Genomic DNA, 18,654 nt, shown 5'->3' with positions numbered 1-18,654 from the left:
GGACGGCGGCAGGAGCCGTTCGTCTACGGATCGCTCGGTGGCGACACCGTGGCGCTGGTGCCGCAGGTTGCGCCGCCGGTCGATCCGAACGCGGAAGCCCGGCGGGATTATGAGCTTGCAGCTCAGGCCGGCACCAAGCAGGCTTGGCTATCCTTTCTCGCCGTTCATGCCAGCGGTATCTATGCCAGCTTTGCGCATGCGGCGCTCGACAAGCTCGAGGCCGCAGAAAAAATAAGTGAGAACGCCGATGCCGTACAGCGGCAGGCCGAGCAGCAGGTCCGGCAGAAGAGCGACGATTTCAGGAAACAGATCGAGGAGCAGGCGGCGCGCGAGACCGAACGGGCCACGCAGCAGATCTCCGAGCAGGCCCGGCGCGATCTGGAGAAGGAGCGCCAACGCCTCGCCGACCAGGCCAGGCGCGAGCTCGACGATGCCCGGCAGCAGGTTGCGGAGGCGCGCCGGCAGGCCGAGGACGCGGCCCTTCAGGTCGAGCAGGCGAAGAAGCAGGCCGCGCTGGAAGCGCAGCAACAGATCGAGGCCGCAAGGCGCGAACAGGAACAGCGCGAGCGGGAGCGACAGGCCACACTTGCGGCTCTGACCCCGCCCGCCGCGCCGCCTGCTGCTCTCGCCGTGGCGCCGACCACTGCGCCGGCGATGGATCCTGCAGACATCGCCCGCTTGCTCCAGGCGCATCTGAAGCGCGTCGGTTGCGATCCCGTTGCGGCCGATGGCGTCTGGACTGCACCGTCGCAAAAGGCGCTCGACAGCTTCAACAGATATGCCGGCACCAAATTCGACGTGAAGATCGCAAGCCTCGATGCGCTCGATGCGGTGCGCGCCCGGCCCGATCGCATCTGTCCGCTGGTTTGTGCGAGGGGGCAAAAGGCGGTTGGCGACCGCTGCGTCCAGATCGTCTGTGACAACAAATTCGTGCTGGACGCCCAGGGCGTGTGCCAGCGGCGTCCCGATCCGCCGCCGCAGAAGCCAAAGGCTGTGTCCCGCCACGAACCGAGCTCGCGCGCGCCGTCTGCTCCGGCCAGCAGCGAGGGCGGCAAATGTTATACCTATGGCGGAAAGCAGTACTGCCAGTGATGCAACGTTGCTCGCCCCGAGTTGAGGGGCTGGTGAGATCCTCGCGTCCGTCCAGGATGCTCCCTCTACGAAGCCTCTCCCCGCGGCGGCGGATATCTCCGGGCCAGCGCCGACAGCGGCAAGTGTCGCTCGCCCTCCGGCAGCTCCAGATAGGCGAGCACGAGCGGCCGTTTCCAGTCACCGACGCCGAAATCCATCGCCATCCATTTCTGCGGTTCGGGGCCCTCGAGACCGCGCACCCAGACGAAATAGCGGGGGAGATCGTCGGTTTCCCTTTCCGTCGCGCGTCTCCTGGCCATCAAAGCTGCTCGCTGTATCATTACCTGTTACACACGATATAGGGACTGGCCCGGCGAAGTCGAACCGTCGGGGGAGGGGAGGGACTGCTCTCGTCGATCCAGTCCGCTAGGATCCGCGAGGAAGCTCCGATTTGATCTTTCGATACTGTCCTTCTAGCCTCACGTTGACGTCTCCCTCGCACGGGTGGTGCGAACGCAAGGGTTTGTTCAGTGAGGATTCTGATTGTCGAGGACGATGCCGCCATGGCGCGGGGCCTTGCCGAGCGGCTCAAGCTGTCCGGGTTCGCGGTCGATATAGAGTCCGATGGCGCTTCGGCGGCGCAGACCGCTTTGCTGGAACCCTACAGCCTCATCATCCTGGACATCAACTTGCCGAACGTGTCGGGTTTCGGCGTCCTGCACAGGATACGGCAAGCCGGGGCAACCGTTCCGGTCATGATTCTGACTGCCCGTTACGCGACCGGCGACAAGGTCAGCGGGCTCGATCTCGGCGCCGACGATTATCTCTCCAAGCCATTTGATATCGCCGAATTTGATGCCCGCGTTCGTGCGCTCGTGAGGAGGGGACAGGGGCTTCCCAATCCAACCTTGATCTGTGGCCCGCTCGCGTTCGACCGCGCCGCGGGCACGATTACATTGAGCGGCCGGCCGCTTGAATTGCGACGGCGCGAGTTTGCCGTGCTGGAGGTGCTGATGACCCGCGCCGGAAAAGTCGTGTCGAAGGAGCGCCTGATCGCGGAGGTGTTTGGCTTCGACGAGGCGGTAGCGCCGAACGCGGCGGAACTCTATGTTGGTCGCGTTCGCCAGAAACTCGGTCCCGCCGGGCCGCGGATCCGAACCGTCCGCGGGCTGGGCTATCTGCTGGAGGTATAGTGATCGGCACCTGGCGGCCGTCGTTGAGGCGAACGCTCCTCACCAATCTGGTGGCGCCCGCCATCGTACTGGCGATGGTGCTTGGACTCGGCGGTATGCTGCTGATCCAGCGCGTTGTGCAGACAGTTCATGACCGGTTGCTCGATGGGTCGGTTCTCGCCATCGCCGAACGCGTCGGCGTGGAAGATGGCGAACTGACCGTCGACTTGCCGCAGGTTGCGCTCGGCATGCTGGAAAGCCAGTCGCACGACAGCATCTATTACAGCGTGACTTATCTTGGCGAATTGATCACCGGTTACAAGGATCTTCCGCTCGCCGGGTTCGATCGATTGAAGGCCGGCGAAACCGGTCATGGCGATGGCGCGTATCGCGGCAAAGCGGTTCGTATCGGTGCGCAGGCGCGGCAGGTCTACGGCCGGCCAGGGTTGGTCGTCGTCGCAGTTGCCGAAACGGTGCAGGCGCGCCGCGTCGTCGAACGTGAAATGCTGATTGGATTGGTGATGCTCGAGGCCGGGTTGATTGGCCTCATCGCTTGCCTCGGCTGGTACGCGGTCGATCGAGGCCTGAGGCCGCTTGGCGAACTCAAGCAAGAAATCGACGCGCGCGGTATTCAGGGCGGTCCAAATCTCAATCCGCTCGACCTTTCCCGGGTGCCGCAGGAAGCTTTAGCACCGGCGCTCGCGGTAAATTCCCTGCTACAGCGGCTGGATCTGGCCATTGGACTGGTACGCCGATTCACCGCCGATGCCTCGCATCAGATGCGAACGCCATTGGCGATATTGCGGACGCATCTCGATCTGGTGCGACGCCTGGGGTCGGAGACGCCGGCGGGCAAATCTGCCCTCGACGAGGTCGATAACGCCATCAACCGCCTTGAACGGCTGCTCGGACAACTCGTCACACTGGCTCGGGCCGACGAGCAGAACATTGCGCAACCGGCCGCGGAGAACGTTGACCTGAATGAGGTCGCCTTCAATGTCCTGTCGGAGCGTGCCCCACAGGCTTTCGCGCGCGACATCGACGTCCAGTTCGATCGATTTGACGGTCCCGCGGTCATCGCCGGCAATACCGTGCTGATTGGCGAATTGCTGGCAAACCTGATCGACAATGCCATCCGCTACAACCGACCCGGCGGGTTGGTCCTAGTTCGCGCGGTTGTTGACGCCACGACCGCGCGAATTGAAGTCGAGGATACCGGTCCGGGAATTCCGGAAGCCCATCTGGCCCGTGTCTTCGAGCGTTTCTATCGGATTCCGACGGCGAACGGACCTGAGGGCAGCGGCCTTGGACTGGCCATCGTGAAAGCGCTGTCGGACCGCCTCGGAGCTCAAATCGTGCTTGCACCTGGCCCGGAAGGCCGGGGTCTGCGGGTTTCCGTGAGCTTTCCTCTTGCCAAGCGTGACCGTGAAAGCTCAAGTTGAGGCTGGATTGTGCGCTGCTGTAGAAGTGGCCGCAGTCCCGAACCAAACTGAAGTTCGCAAGCCGATAGGAAACGTCACGATGGCGGCTACGAGAGCCTTGGCCTTGTGCGTTGGAATCTTGCTGGCGTGGCCTGCCATGTCGGAGCAGGCGCAGCTCGGCCCTCTCAAGGGGCAAGCATCCGCTACCGCCGGAGCTCGAGAGCAACTCAACATCGTATCGACTACCCAGGACGCGGACGTCGCCGACTTGCTTGCCGATTTCCGGGCAAGTCATCCGGACATCGAGATCGTCCATACAAAGATCAATTCCAACGACATCTACAATCAAGTCGTGGATCCCTCGACCTCGAGCGCAGCCCCCGGAGACATTGTCTGGAGCTCCGCGATGGATCTGCAGATCAAGCTCGTCAATGACGGCTATGCCCAACCCTATGTGTCGAAGGAAATTGCGCATATCCCGGATTGGGCAATCTGGAAAGACGAAGCCTATGCCATCACGGCGGAGCCGATTGTCATTGTTTATAACAAGAACCTCGTTGCGGAGTCCGATGTTCCTCGAACCCGCGCAGATCTGAAGAGCCTTCTGAGCCGGAGGCGCGATACCTATCGGGGCAAGATCGCAACCTATGACCCGGAGCAGAGCGGGACCGGATTCCTGTTCATCACGCGCGATGCCGGAATCACGAGGACGACGTGGGATATGGTCCGTGCCTTTGGCGGCGCCGGTATCAAGCTCTACTCGACCACCGGAACGGTGCTTGATCGAATTTCATCCGGCGAACATCTGATCGCCTACAATATGATAGGGTCTTACGCGATCGAACGGGCCAAGGAAGATGCCTCTATTGGAATCGTGTTTCCTGCCGACTACATCACCTTGATGTCGCGCATAGCCTTCATACCGGTCACCGCGCCGCACCCGGAATCCGCGAAACTGTTTCTTGACTACTTGCTTTCGGAGCGCGGCCAGAAATTTCTCCTGGCCCGATCGGTCGGTCCTGTGCGTCTCGGTCTCGGTGCACAAGGCGTGATACCTGCGGATCGCAGCGGCGTGGTCAAGCCGATCCATATTGGTGCAGAATTGCTCACCTATCTCGATCAATCGAAACGAGCGAGCTTTCTCAAAGAGTGGCGCCGCGCATTGCAGGACCGATAGAAATCCACGGATCTGGATTTCAAACGGAACAACATCGAGAGAAGCCCCCGTATCTGCCGGTCTCGTCAGGCGCGCCGTGTTCGCGCCGGCCTCGACCAGATTTTCCTGCAGGGTGCATCAGCGACAGGTTGATGACAGGCAGATGATATACGGTGAGGCAGCCTAGCTTGAACGATAGCGCCTCGCGTATCGGTCAATCCGGCCGCGATCAAGTTTGCAACACCCGCCTGACGGGTGAACAAGACAAAGAATCACAAACGATAAAAAGGGAGGACGGCATGACGGCTACCACCGGACAGTCGAAGCTTGGCATGGTGCTCCGCGTCACCAGTGGCAACTTTCTTGAGATGTTCGATTTCTTTCTGTCGGGCGTCTACGCGTCGTACATCGCCAAAGCATTCTTCCCGCTCGAAAATGAATACGCGTCATTGCTGCTGACCTTTGTCGCGTTTGGCGCAGGCTTTCTGATGCGTCCGCTCGGCGCCATCATCCTCGGCGCCTACGTGGATCGGATCGGCCGACGCCAAGGCCTGATCGTTACATTATCGATCATGGCTGCCGGCACGGTGCTCATCGCGTTCGTGCCAAGTTACGCAACCATTGGCATATTGGCCCCGATCCTCGTGTTGGTTGGACGCCTGCTGCAAGGCTTCTCGGCTGGCGTCGAGCTTGGTGGTGTTTCCGTCTATCTCTCGGAAATGGCCACACCGGGAAAGAAGGGCTTTTACGCCAGCTGGCAATCGGCAAGTCAACAGGTCGCGATCATCGTCTCGGCCTCGCTGGGTTTTGCTCTCAATGCATGGCTTGCACCGGCGCAACTTGACGATTGGGGCTGGCGCATTCCGTTCTTCATCGGCTGCCTGATCGTTCCTTTCGTGTTTTTCATTCGACGCTCGCTGCAGGAAACCGATGAATTCCTGGCGCGGAAGCATCATCCGACACCCCGCGAGATCTATCGCTCCATCCTCGCAAACTGGAGCATTGTTCTTGCCGGGATGATGATGGTGATCATGACCACGGTGTCGTTCTACCTCATTACCGTCTACACGCCGACATTCGGCAAATCGGTCCTCAAGCTGACCGCGGCCGATGGCCTGATCGTGACGATTTGCGTGGGAATATCGAATTTCATCTGGCTTCCCATCATGGGCTCGTTGTCCGATCGGATTGGTCGTCGGCCGATCCTCATCGCCTTTTCGACTTTGGCATTTCTGACTGCATATCCCGCACTTTCCTGGTTGGCCGCAGGCCCGACGTTCCCGAAGATGCTGACGGTCCTACTTTGGTTGTCTTTCATCTACGCCAGCTACAACGGTGCGATGATCGTCGCATTGACCGAAGTCATGCCGGTGGGTGTACGAACGTCGGGATTCTCCCTCGCATATAGTCTGGCAACGACGTTCGGCGGGTTTACGGCAGCGATCTGCACCTGGCTGATCGCTACCACTGGTGACAATGCGTCGCCGGGATATTGGATGAGCGCGGCAGCGCTCTGCGGTCTGGCCGGAACGTACCTCGTTTACAGGCCGCAACAACGACGCGCGCTGTCCGGCGCTGGTTCGGTTGAGACGGCGATAGGGACGTGACCACCAAGTGCTCGATGACGTCGACCGTCATCGAACAAGCAAAGTCCCCGAATAATTGCATCGAAGGAATTTGCCGATGAGCGTGACGATCGTCATGCGCAGGCTGACTGCGCTGAGCTTGCTGATTGTTTTGACGGCTGCGGCAGGAATCGCCGGGGCGTCCGAGGTCAGGGTCATGATCTCGGGAGGCTTGGCGACACCTTACAAGGAACTCGTCCCGCAATTCGAACGCGCGACGGGACACACGGTCGTCACGGCTTACGGCCCCTCGATGGGAACGACGGAGAACGCCATCCCCGTGCGACTGGCACGCGGGGAGGCAGCGGACGTGCTCATCATGGTCGGCGACGCGCTTGGCGAGATGATCGAGCACGGCAAGGCGGTCAGAACCAGCCGCGTCGACCTGGTACGCTCGCCGATCGGGATCGCGGTACGCGCTGGGGCGTCAAAGCCTGACATCGGGACGCCCGACGCATTGAAACAGGCACTGTTGAACGCGAAGTCGGTTGCGTACTCCGATAGCGCCAGCGGCGTCTATGTCGGCACTGAGCTGTTCAAGCGTCTCGGGATTGCCGCCGAGATGAAGGAGAAGGCCAAAATGATTCCGGCGGAGCCGGTCGCGAGTGTTGTTGCACGCGGTGACGCCGAACTCGGCTTTCAACAGATCAGCGAACTTCTGCCGATCGCTGGAGCCGACCTCGTCGGGCCGCTCCCGCCAGACGTCCAGAAAATCACGATCTTTTCTGCAGGCATAGCATCCAGTGCCAGTCAGCCGGAAGCCGGACGGGCTCTCATTGCCTTCCTCGCTTCAGCTTCAGCTGCTCCGGCCCTAAAAAAAGCGGGTCTCGATCCCTTCGCTGCATCGGAGAAATAGACCGGCTTCAGATCTGCGGGAGACGGACGATTCCAGCGAAGGGGGACTTGAAAATGAAGCAGTATCTCAACAGCTTCGGCGCACGCCAGACACTTGTCGTCGGTACAAAGACCTACGCCTATTATTCGCTTGCCGCCGCGGAAAAGAACGGCCTTCCCAGCGTCTCACAGCTGCCATTTTCCCTGAAAGTCATCATCGAGAACATGCTGCGCAACGAAGACGGCCGCAGCACGAGCAAGGCTGACATCGAGCACGCCGCGCTGTGGAGCCAGGACAAGGGCTCGGCCGAGAAGGAAATCGCTTTCAGGCCGGCCCGGGTGCTGATGCAGGATTTCACCGGCGTTCCAGCCGTCGTCGATCTCGCCGCGATGCGCGACGCCATGAAATCGCTCGGCGGAGATCCACAAAAAATCAATCCGCTAGTGCCCGTGGATCTCGTCATCGATCACTCCGTCATCGTCGACGCTTTCGGCAATGGTCAGGCGCTGGCCAGGAACGTCGAGCTCGAATACCAGCGCAACGGCGAGCGATATCGCTTTCTGAAATGGGGGCAGGGCGCATTCTCGAATTTCCGGGTGGTCCCTCCGGGGACCGGTATCTGCCACCAGGTCAATCTGGAATTCCTGGCTCAGACGATCTGGACCGGCCCGGCCGAAGACGGCGGCAATGAACTGGCCTACCCGGATACGCTGGTCGGCACGGATTCGCACACCACAATGGTCAACGGCCTGGCCGTACTCGGATGGGGGGTCGGCGGTATCGAGGCTGAGGCTGTCATGCTCGGTCAGCAAATTTCGATGTTGCTGCCGCAAGTCGTCGGTTTCAAGCTTACCGGCCGGCTCAAGGAGGGCGTCACGGCGACCGATCTCGTGCTGACCGTGACTCAGATGCTGCGCAAGCGCGGCGTCGTTGGCAAGTTTGTCGAGTTCTATGGCCCGGGGCTCGACGACATGACGGTGGCGGACCGTGCGACCATTGCGAACATGGCGCCGGAATATGGCGCGACCTGCGGCTTCTTTCCGATCGATCAGCGGACAATCGATTATCTAACCACCACCGGCCGCGATCCCGACCGCGTCGCGCTGGTCAAGGCCTATGCCGAAGCCCAGGGCATGTGGCGCTCCGCCGATACCCCGGACCCGGTGTTCACGGATTCCCTGCAACTCGACATGACCGATGTCGTGCCGTCGATCGCCGGACCAAAACGGCCACAGGATCGCGTGACGCTCGACACCGCGAAAAGTGCCTTCCTCGGCGCCATGGATCAGGAGTTCCGGCAAATCGCGCAGACCGGCACGCGGCATCGCGTTGAAGGCGAAAACTTCGATCTCGGTCACGGCGACGTGGTGATCGCCGCCATCACGTCGTGCACGAACACGTCGAATCCCAGCGTCATGCTGGCGGCAGGACTGCTGGCGCGCAACGCCGTCGCCAAAGGGCTGAGGACAAGGCCATGGGTCAAGACCTCGCTTGCGCCGGGGTCGCAGATCGTCGAGGAGTACTTCAGGAAATCGGGTCTTCAAACCGATCTCGATAGGCTCGGCTTTAATCTGGTCGGTTTCGGCTGCACGACCTGCATCGGAAATTCCGGCCCGCTCCAGCAAGCAATCTCCGACACCATCTCGGGCAATGACCTCGTGGCGGTCGCGGTTCTCTCCGGCAATCGCAACTTCGAGGGGCGGGTCAATCCGGACGTGCGGGCGAACTATCTGGCGTCGCCGCCGCTGGTCGTCGCCTATGCGCTCGCCGGATCGATGGCATTGGATCTGGTGAAGGAGCCGCTCGGCTTGGGCAGCGACGGAAAGCCGGTGTATCTGCGGGATATTTGGCCATCGAGCAAGGATGTGCAGGATTGCATCGATCGTACGATCGGCAGCGAGATGTTCAAGACGCGCTATTCGGACGTCTTCAGCGGCGATACTAACTGGAAGAATATCGGCGTCACCAAGGGGCAAACCTACGAGTGGGACCAGGTTTCGACCTATGTCCAGAACCCACCATACTTCGTCGGGATGACCAGGGAGGCGACGCCGCCGACCAACATCATCAATGCGCATATTCTTGGCATGTTCCTCGATTCGATCACCACCGATCACATCTCGCCCGCGGGTTCGATCAAGGAGAGCAGCCCTGCCGGGCGCTATCTGCGCGATCACCAGATCCGCGTCGTCGACTTCAATCAGTACGGCACCCGCCGCGGCAATCATGAAGTGATGATGCGGGGCACGTTCGCCAACATCCGCATCAAGAACCAGATGGTGAGGGACGAAGCCGGCAAGGTGGTCGAGGGCGGCTATGCCATTCATCAGCCGAGCGGCCAGCGGATGTCGATTTACGACGCCGCCATGCGTTACCAGGCCGACAAGGTGCCGCTGGTGGTTTTCGCCGGCAAGGAATACGGCACGGGGTCGTCGCGCGATTGGGCGGCCAAGGGCACCAACCTTCTCGGTATTCGCGCCGTTATTGCCGAAAGTTTTGAGCGCATTCACCGGTCCAACCTCGTCGGCATGGGCGTGATGCCGCTGGTGTTCGAGGAGGGTACGTCCTGGCGGTCGCTCGGACTGAAAGGCGACGAGATCGTGACCCTGCGCGGAATCGAGAGCGGCCTGGTGCCGCGCCAGAAGCTCGCGATCGAGATCCGCCAGTCCGATGGCGCGAGCAAGATCCTCGTTCCCCTGACCTGCCGCATCGATACGCTCGATGAGCTGGAGTATTTCCGCAACGGCGGAATTCTTCAATACGTCCTACGCCAACTGGCAGCCTGACGGCCACCGATCATGAGGACGCCATGACTTCAACTGCTGCACGGCCATCGCACATTGAAAAGGAAACGATGCGGAAGGTGACGTTCCGCATCATTCCCTTCCTGATGGTCTGTTACTTCATAGCGTTCGTCGACCGCGTCAACGCCGGTTTCGCCGCGCTGCAAATGAACCAGGATATCGGCCTCTCGTCGGCGGCGTTCGGGCTTGGTGGCGGGTTGTTCTACATCACCTATGTCCTTTGCGAGGTGCCGAGCAATCTGGCGATGGAGAAGGTGGGAGCCCGGCTCTGGATCGCGCGGATCATGATTACGTGGGGCATCGTCGCCGCATGCATGGCGCTGGTGGTGGGGCCCAACTCGTTTTATCTCGTGCGAATGTTGCTGGGGGCTGCCGAGGCAGGGTTCTTTCCCGGCGTCATTCTCTATTTGACCTACTGGTTCCCCGCCGAATACCGCGGCCGGATCGTCGCGATCTTCATGGTTGCCATTCCGATTTCGAGTTTCCTCGGCTCGCCGATTTCCGCCTCGTTGCTGCAGCTTGAGGGATATCTCGGCTATCACGGCTGGCAGTGGATGTTCGTGCTGGAGGCGGTACCTGCGGTCCTTCTCGGCATCGCCTCGTTCTTCGTGCTGCCCAACGGTCCTGCCAATGCGCGATGGCTCACCGATGCGCAGCGCAACTGGCTGGCCAATAGATTGGCCGCCGACACTTCTTCGCCGAAAAAGGCCGCGGCGCATTTGTCGCTTTGGCAGGTCGTGTCCAACAAATATGTTCTCGCCGCGTCGCTGATCTATGCCGGCGCGTCCGGCTCGAGCCAGGTTCTGTCGCTGTGGCAGCCCCAGATCATCAAGTCGTTCGGCCTGAGCAACATGGAAACCGGGTTGGTCAATTCCATCCCGTTCGGAATTGCATCGGTGCTGATGGTGCTCTGGGGCCGGAATTCGGATCGCACGCGCGAGCGAACCTGGCACACCGCGATTCCGCTGCTGCTCTTGGCGGTCAGCCTTTCGCTTGCTCCATTCACCAGTGCGCTGCTTCCGGTGGTCCTGTTGCTGTGTGTCTCCGTCACCGCCACCTACATCGTCAAGGGGCCGTTCTGGGCGCTTGCGACGGAATGGATGTCGGCTGGCGTTGCCGCCGCCGCGATCGCGCAGGTCAACGCGATTGGAAATATCGGCGGATTCCTGGGGAGCTATCTGCTCGGCGTGATCAAGGATGCCACTGGCAGCTACTCACTGGGGCTGCTGCCGCTTGCCGCTCTGTCCGGCGCGGGATGCATCATGGTGCTGGCGCTCGGCCGAAATCCGCAACGCGACGCCGTGGCCGTGCAGGAGCCAGTCCATTGAACGCCGGGCCAACGTTTCGAAGGACGCCGGCTGAGAACGCCGTTTCATTCATGGGGATTTGCGATGACCACAGCTAAATCACTGCAGAAGCGGCCCGCCACGCTCATTCCAGGCGACGGTATCGGCCCCGAGATCGTGAAATCGGCCGTCGACATTCTCGAAGCGCTAGGCTCTCCATTCGAATGGGATATCCAGCAGGGTGGCTTGGCCGCGATCGAGGATTGCCGTGATCCGCTGCCGCAGGCGACGCTGGACAGCATCCGGCGCACGCGGCTTGCCCTGAAGGGCCCGCTAACGACCCCGGTGGGGGGAGGATTCCGCTCGATCAATGTTCGTCTGCGCGAGGAGTTCGGCCTTTACGCCAATCTGCGGCCGGTTCGAAGCATGGTTCCCGGAGGACGATTCGACGAAATCGATATCGTGCTGGTCCGAGAGAACCTCGGCGGCCTCTATGTCGCTTTCGAACACTACATCCCGATCGGGGACGATCCGCACGCGGTCGCCATTTCGACCGGGGTCAATACCCGCGAAGGATCGCGCAAGATCATCGAATTCGCATTCGACTACGCGCTCAAGAACGGTCGCAAGAAGGTGACCGTCGTGCACAAGGCCAACGTGCTGAAGGCGCTGACCGGCATCTTTCTCGAGGTCGGTCACGAGGTTGCAAAGAAATACGAAGGCAAGGTCAAGATGGACGATCGAATCGTCGATGCGACCGCCATGCAGCTCGTCATGAATCCCTGGCAGTTCGACGTCATCGTCACCACCAATTTGTTCGGTGACATCCTGTCCGATCAGCTCGCCGGCCTGGTCGGCGGCCTCGGTATGGCGCCCGGTGCCAACATCGGACCGGATGCGGCGATCTTCGAGGCCGTGCACGGCTCGGCGCCGGATATCGCTGGTAAGGGAATCGCCAATCCGCTCGCTTTGCTGCTGGCAGTCGGGCTGATGCTGGAGCACATTGATCAGCCTGATCGCGCAATCCGTCTTAGAGCGGCAATTGATCAGGTCTTGCGCAAGGACGGCGTCCGCACGCCCGATCTGGGCGGAAAGGCGTCCACTGGCGACTTCACGCGAAGCATCATCCGTCGGTTGGGAGGGTAAGCAATGACCGCTATTGTTGCGTCGCACGCGGCAATCCCCGTTGATAGCACGGCGCAAAAGCTCTCGCGTATCAAAGCGATCGTGGCTGCCTCGTCGGGAAACCTGGTCGAGTGGTACGACTTTTATGCTTACGCATTTACCTCGATCTATTTCGCGGCCGCGTTCTTCCCGTCGGGCGACCAGACCAGCCAGTTGCTGGCGACGGCGGGCATTTTCGCCGTAGGGTTCTTCATGCGGCCGCTCGGTGGCTGGCTGTTCGGTTGGATCGCCGACGCGCATGGCCGCAAGAATTCGATGGTGCTGTCGGTGCTCCTGATGTGTGCCGGATCCCTGATGATCGGGATGCTGCCCACGTACCAAACAATCGGCGCGGCGGCGCCGGCTTTGCTGCTGTTTGCGCGCATGGCGCAAGGCCTGTCGGTCGGCGGAGAATATGGAACGGCGGCAACTTATATGAGCGAGATTGCCGGCAAGGGCAACCGCGGGTTCTATTCGTCCTTCCAGTATGTCACGCTCATCGGCGGACAACTTCTCGCGCTCCTCGTCGTGGTGGTTCTGCAGCAGACCTTGTCGATCGACGAGTTGAAGGAATGGGGATGGCGGGTTCCATTCCTGTTCGGAGCCGTCGCAGCCGTTGTGGCGTTGTATCTCCGCCGCTCGTTGCAGGAAACGGCGTCGGCAGAGACCATGCATCGCAAGGAGGCTGGTTCTCTCGCCGGCCTCTGGCATCACAAGCGCGCGCTGCTGATCGTTCTCGCATTCACGATCGGCGGATCGCTGTTTTTCTATACGTTTACGACCTACATGCAGAAGTTCCTGGTCAATAGCGTGAAGCTGGATGCCAAGGTGGTCAGCTCGATCATGACCGCTGCCCTGATCGCCTTCATGCTGCTGCAGCCGGCGTTCGGGATGCTCTCGGACCGGATTGGTCGCCGCAACAACATGCTTCTGTTCAGCGGATGCGCGACGCTGGCCGCGGTGCCGCTGTTGATGATGTTGTCCAGCACGACCAGCGTCTATGCCGTTTTCGGCCTGATCATGGTCGGCCTCATGATTGCATGTTTCTACACGTCGATTAGCGGCGTCGTGAAGGCCGAGCTGTTTCCGCCCGAGGTACGCGCGCTTGGGGTTGGGCTTCCTTACGCTATTGCAAATGCGATGTTCGGCGGAACCGCCGAGTATGTTGCGTTGTCACTGAAATCGTCCGGATACGAAACGGTATTCTTCTGGTACGTCGCGGCGATGGCTTTCGTTGCCTTCATTGCCTCGCTCTGGATGCCAGACACGAGGACGCGAGGCTATCTCGAAGGCGATGGCCGGATCTGATCGAACACCACGGGCCTCGTCCATGCGTGGGATGGTGTCTGCTGAGAAGTGAATTGAAAAGGAGACGCGCTAATGCCGAAGGGTTCAGATCTACTGGTTGCCGCGCTCGAGAACGAGGGCGTCGACCGGATTTTCGGTGTTCCCGGTGAAGAGAACCTCGATGTCGTGGAAAGCCTGCGCAACTCGTCGATCAAGCTGATCTTGACACGCCACGAGCAGGGCGCGGCCTTCATGGCCGCGACTTATGGACGGCTGACCGGCAAGCCCGGCGTGTGCATCACCACGCTTGGCCCTGGCGCATTGAACCTGACGACTGGCGCCGCCTACGCGCTGCTCGGCGCCATGCCCATGATCATGCTCACGGGTCAGAAGGGCATCATGAGCAGCCGGCAGGCCAAATTCCAGATCGTCGACGTGGTTAGCGCTTTCAAGCCGTTGACCAAGCTGTCGCTCCAGATCGTCAGCACAAGCGGCATTCCGACAATCGTTCGCGATGCCTTCCGGATCGCCATGGAAGAGCGTCCGGGTCCGGTTCTTCTGGAACTGCCCGAGGACATCGCGGGCGAGGAAGCCGAAGACGTCGCGATGGTGGCGCCGCATCCGATCGAGATTCCGGTCGCTCATCGTGCCTCGCTGGACCGCGCCGCCGACATGATCCTCAAGGCCAAGCGGCCATTGATCATGCTCGGCGCCGCCGCGTCCCGGCCGCGCAGCACGGCTGGCATCGGTGGCTTCGTCCGCCGCACGAAAATTCCGTTCTTCACCACACAAATGGGCAAAGGAACGGTACCTGGCGGCAGCAATCTCTACATGGGAACGGCGGCGCTCAGCGAGCGCGATTACGTGCATGAAGCGGTCGACCGGGCCGACCTGATTATTGCCATCGGTCACGACACGATCGAAAAGCCGCCATTCATCATGGGCCCGAAAGGTCCTCAAGTCATCCACGTCAGCTACACGCCGGCCAACGTGGAGCGGGTCTACTTTCCGCAATGCGAAGTGGTCGGCGATGTCGGGCCGAGCCTGGAGTTGCTGGCCGACCGTCTCGAGGGGCGACTGCATCATGCCGGCGCGCTGTTGAGCCTTCGCGAGGGCATCTTGGCCCGGATCGGCGATCGCGCCACCGAGGAGCGCTGGCCGCCGACACCGCAACGCATCGTGCACGATGTGCGAAAGGTCATTCCCGAAGACGGCGTCGTCGCGCTGGATAACGGGATGTACAAGATCTGGTTCGCCCGCAACTACCGCACCTATGTGGCGAACACGCTGCTGCTGGACAACGCGCTCGCGACAATGGGCGCCGGGCTGCCATCCGCCATGATGGCGGCGATGTTGCATCCGGAACGTCGCGTGCTCGCGGTCTGCGGCGACGGCGGCTTCATGATGAATTCGCAGGAGATGGAAACCGCGGTTCGTCTCAAATTGAATCTCGTCGTGCTGATCCTGGAAGATTCGGCCTATGGCATGATCCGCTGGAAACAGGCGGTCGATAGTTTCCCGGACTTCGGCCTTACGTTCGGCAATCCGGATTTCGTCAAATATGCCGAGAGCTACGGCGCGAGAGGCTCGCGGGTCGAAAGCACGGATTCATTGATTCCGACGCTCGAAAACGCGTTCAAGGGCGGCGGCGTGCACCTCGTCGTGGTGCCGATCGACTACAGCGAAAATACACGCGTGCTCGTGGATGAACTTCGCGAGAAGCTGAAACAGGTCGTTGAGCCGGCCGTGTGAGCCGTCGGCAAGGGTCGATTGAGCAGCTGAGCTGAAATTGGCGTGGTCGTAACGCCGGCAATGGAGAGTGCAATGAGTGAGCAGATCAACGAGCAGGCCGAGAAGATGCGGGAAATGGCGCAGACCACGCTCGACAAGGCGAAAGAGGCCGTGTCGAAGTACATGACCGAATCCCAGAAATTGAGAGAGAAGGCCGATTCCAGCGTTCGCTCAACCTATTCGGCTGCGAAGGAGATGAACGAAAGAGCCGTCGCGTTCGCCGAGGAAAATGTGGCTTCGGGTTTCGAGCTTGCGCAACGGCTGTTGCATGCCAAGGACCCGCAGGAAATGAGTGCGGTTTATCAAAGCCATCTCAAGGAGCAGATGGAAAAAATGAACGCGCAGTTTCGCGAGCTTGCAAGTGCGATGAGCCCACCGTCGACCGTCGACCTGAATAAGTGAGGCCGGTTGCCTCAAACCGAGATCAAATCGCCTGATCACTGGATGTTGCCTGCACGCGGTCCGAGCGCGGACGATGCATCATCCTCAAGACAATCGTATCGCGGTGCGTCGGGGAGGCTCCAGGGTGGGCACAGAAAAGTCAGATACAGTGATCCATGACGTGCCGGCCGGCTGGTCACAGCGGGCTCATGCTGACGCTGCGAAATACAGCCGCATGTATGCCTCGTCGGTATCGACGCCGGATGCTTTCTGGGCGGAGCACGGCAAGCGGATCGACTGGATCAAGCCGTTCACGAAGGTGAAGAACACGTCCTTCGCGCCCGGCAACGTCTCGATCAAGTGGTTCGAGGACGGCACCACGAATGTCGCCACGAACTGCATCGACCGGCATCTTGCCCGGCGTGCCGGCCAGGTCGCGATCATCTGGGAGGGCGACGATCCCGCCGAATCCAGGCACATCACCTACGCGGAGTTGCACGATCAGGTCTGTCGTTTCGCCAATGTCCTGAAAAGTCACGGTGTGAAGAAAGGCGACACCGTCACGATCTACCTGCCCATGATTCCGGAAGCCGCCTATGCCATGCTCGCCTGCGCGCGGATCGGGGCGGTCCATTCCATCGTGTTCGGCGGGTTCTCGCCGGATGCGCTGGCCGGGCGCATCGAGGGCTGCCAGTCCAAAGTCGTGATCACCGCCGATGAGGGGTTGCGCGGCGGCCGCAAGGTACCGCTGAAGGTCAATGCCGACGACGCGGTCAAGAAGGCGACCGGCATCGTCAAGACGGTGATCGTGGTCAAGCGCACCGGCGGTGCAATCGACTGGGTCGACGGCCGCGACGTCTGGTACGCGGACGAAGTGGCAAAGGCTTCGACCGATTGCGCGCCGGTCGAAATGAATGCGGAGGACCCGCTGTTCCTTCTCTACACGTCGGGTTCAACCGGTGCTCCAAAGGGCGTCGTTCACAGCACGGGTGGCTATCTCGTTTTTGCGTCGATGACGCACCAATATGTGTTCGACTATCACGACGGCGATGTCTACTGGTGCACCGCCGATGTCGGCTGGGTCACCGGCCACAGCTACATCGTCTACGGCCCGCTGGCCAACGGCGCGACCACGCTGATGTTCGAGGGGATACCGAATTATCCCTCGACATCGCGCTTTTGGCAGGTCGTCGACAAACACAAGGTCAACATCTTCTACACCGCGCCGACCGCGATCCGTTCGTTGATGGGGGCGGGCGAAGGGCCGGTCAAACAGACCAGCCGTGCATCGCTGCGGTTGCTCGGCTCGGTCGGCGAGCCGATCAATCCGGAAGCGTGGGAATGGTATCACCGCGTCGTCGGTGATGGACGTTGTCCGATCGTCGACACCTGGTGGCAGACCGAGACCGGCGGCATCCTGATCTCGCCGCTTCCCGGCGCGACGGCCTTGAAGCCCGGTTCGGCAACCCTGCCGTTTTTCGGGGTGATGCCGGAAGTGGTGGACGCAAATGGCGTCGTGCTGACCGGCGCGTGCGAAGGCAATCTCGTCATTGCGGACTCCTGGCCGGGCCAGATGCGCACGGTCTATGGTGATCACGAACGCTTCATGCAGACCTATTTCGCGACATATCCGGGCAAGTATTTCACCGGCGATGGCTGCCGCCGCGATGCCGACGGGTACTACTGGATCACCGGTCGCGTCGACGACGTCATCAACGTCTCCGGTCATCGCATGGGGACCGCCGAAGTCGAAAGCGCGCTCGTTGCCCACCAGAAAGTCTCCGAAGCCGCCGTCGTCGGCTTTCCGCACGACATCAAGGGGCAGGGCATCTACGCCTACGTCACGTTGATGTCCGATGCGGAGCCATCCGGGGAATTGCGCAAGGAGCTGGTGGCCTGGGTCCGCAAGGAGATCGGACCGATCGCCGCACCTGACGTCATTCAGTTTGCGCCGGGCCTGCCCAAGACCCGCTCTGGAAAGATCATGCGTCGGATTTTGCGCAAGATCGCCGAGGACGAAGTCGGCGCGCTCGGCGATACCTCGACCCTGGCCGATCCCGCCGTGGTCGACGATCTCATCAAGAATCGCCACGGCCGAAAGCCGGTGTCGACATGAATATTGAAGCGATTTCGATCGGTGACAACCCTCCTGAAGACGTCAATGTCATCATCGAGGTTCCGATCGGCGGTGAACCGATCAAATACGAAATGAACAAGGCGGCCGGCGCGCTGTTTGTCGATCGCTTCCTGTATACGCCGATGCGCTATCCCGGAAATTACGGCTTCGTGCCGCACACGCTTTCAGACGATGGCGATCCGATCGACGTCCTCGTGGCCAATTCGCGGCCGATCGCTCCCGGCGCCGTAATCAATGTGCGGCCGATCGGCGTGCTCAAGATGGACGACGAGGGCGGCGGCGACGAGAAGATCATCGCCGTGCCGATGCCGAAACTGACGATGCGCTATGCCCACGTCAACGGGATCGCTGACATGCCGCAGATCGCGATCGAGCAGATCCAGCACTTCTTTGAGCACTACAAGGATCTGGAGCCTGGGAAGTGGGTGAAGGTGATCGGATGGGGCGACAGTGCCGAAGCGCGCCGGCTGATCGTCGAGGCCATCGCGCGAGCAAAGAGCTGAAACCGAGATATGGGCAACGAT

14 protein-coding genes and 1 pseudogene are annotated in these 18,654 nt (G+C 60.9%); 14 read left to right on the top strand and 1 reads right to left on the bottom strand.

The window, feature by feature from the left end; genetic code table 11:
* A pseudogene (locus AC0L21_RS21790) lies at positions 1–1,092 on the top strand (caspase family protein); the annotation flags it as partial.
* A 65-nt stretch (positions 1,093–1,157) separates the two neighbouring features.
* Here the strand turns inward: AC0L21_RS21790 and AC0L21_RS21785 are convergent.
* On the bottom strand, positions 1,158–1,391 hold the full coding sequence (locus tag AC0L21_RS21785; protein ID WP_473263872.1) for a hypothetical protein: 234 nt from the start codon (positions 1,389–1,391) through the stop codon (positions 1,158–1,160).
* Positions 1,392–1,601: 210 nt separating this feature from the next.
* On the opposite strand from AC0L21_RS21785, the gene AC0L21_RS21780 reads away from it, so the two are divergent.
* The 13 genes from AC0L21_RS21780 (at position 1,602) to ppa (ending at position 18,633) form a co-directional block, all read left to right on the top strand.
* Complete coding sequence (locus AC0L21_RS21780; RefSeq protein ID WP_473263871.1) at positions 1,602–2,264, top strand: response regulator; 663 nt, start codon at positions 1,602–1,604, stop codon at positions 2,262–2,264.
* Entirely contained in the window at positions 2,264–3,685 is a 1,422-nt protein-coding gene (locus AC0L21_RS21775; protein WP_473263870.1) for a sensor histidine kinase, read from the top strand. The genes AC0L21_RS21780 and AC0L21_RS21775 overlap by 1 nt, the downstream gene beginning before the upstream one ends.
* A 136-nt stretch (positions 3,686–3,821) precedes the next feature.
* Positions 3,822–4,841 carry an ABC transporter substrate-binding protein gene (locus AC0L21_RS21770; protein WP_473263869.1) on the top strand — a complete coding sequence of 340 codons (1,020 nt, stop codon included), beginning with the start codon at positions 3,822–3,824 and terminating at the stop codon, positions 4,839–4,841.
* 278 nt (positions 4,842–5,119) lie between these two features.
* Positions 5,120–6,427, top strand: a complete 1,308-nt coding sequence (gene tcuC, locus AC0L21_RS21765; protein ID WP_473263874.1) for a tricarballylate/proton symporter TcuC — start codon at positions 5,120–5,122, stop codon at positions 6,425–6,427.
* Between the two features lie 76 nt (positions 6,428–6,503).
* On the top strand, positions 6,504–7,301 hold the full coding sequence (locus tag AC0L21_RS21760) for a substrate-binding domain-containing protein (protein WP_473263868.1): 798 nt from the start codon (positions 6,504–6,506) through the stop codon (positions 7,299–7,301).
* 53 nt (positions 7,302–7,354) lie between these two features.
* The gene (gene acnA, locus AC0L21_RS21755) at positions 7,355–10,066 is read left to right on the top strand and encodes an aconitate hydratase AcnA (RefSeq protein ID WP_473263867.1); all 2,712 of its coding nucleotides are present in this window, start codon (positions 7,355–7,357) and stop codon (positions 10,064–10,066) included.
* Between the two features lie 68 nt (positions 10,067–10,134).
* Positions 10,135–11,412: an MFS transporter gene (locus AC0L21_RS21750; RefSeq protein WP_473263866.1), complete on the top strand. Its 1,278-nt coding sequence runs from the start codon at positions 10,135–10,137 to the stop codon at positions 11,410–11,412.
* A 63-nt stretch (positions 11,413–11,475) separates the two neighbouring features.
* Complete coding sequence (locus tag AC0L21_RS21745) at positions 11,476–12,516, top strand: isocitrate/isopropylmalate dehydrogenase family protein (protein WP_473263865.1); 1,041 nt, start codon at positions 11,476–11,478, stop codon at positions 12,514–12,516.
* Between the two features lie 3 nt (positions 12,517–12,519).
* Complete coding sequence (locus tag AC0L21_RS21740; RefSeq protein ID WP_473263864.1) at positions 12,520–13,842, top strand: MFS family transporter; 1,323 nt, start codon at positions 12,520–12,522, stop codon at positions 13,840–13,842.
* Between the two features lie 72 nt (positions 13,843–13,914).
* Positions 13,915–15,573: an acetolactate synthase large subunit gene (locus tag AC0L21_RS21735; protein WP_473263863.1), complete on the top strand. Its 1,659-nt coding sequence runs from the start codon at positions 13,915–13,917 to the stop codon at positions 15,571–15,573.
* 72 nt (positions 15,574–15,645) lie between these two features.
* Entirely contained in the window at positions 15,646–16,014 is a 369-nt protein-coding gene (locus AC0L21_RS21730) for a phasin family protein (RefSeq protein WP_473263862.1), read from the top strand.
* Between the two features lie 124 nt (positions 16,015–16,138).
* Positions 16,139–18,109: an acetate--CoA ligase gene (gene acs / locus AC0L21_RS21725; protein WP_473263861.1), complete on the top strand. Its 1,971-nt coding sequence runs from the start codon at positions 16,139–16,141 to the stop codon at positions 18,107–18,109.
* Positions 18,106–18,633: an inorganic diphosphatase gene (gene ppa, locus AC0L21_RS21720; protein WP_354169193.1), complete on the top strand. Its 528-nt coding sequence runs from the start codon at positions 18,106–18,108 to the stop codon at positions 18,631–18,633. Before acs ends, ppa begins: the two co-directional genes overlap by 4 nt.
* Positions 18,634–18,654 lie beyond the last annotated feature (21 nt).

It is taken from the genome of Bradyrhizobium sp. WSM4873, from assembly GCF_055811355.1.
This window is presented reverse-complemented; position numbering and strand designations above follow the sequence as displayed.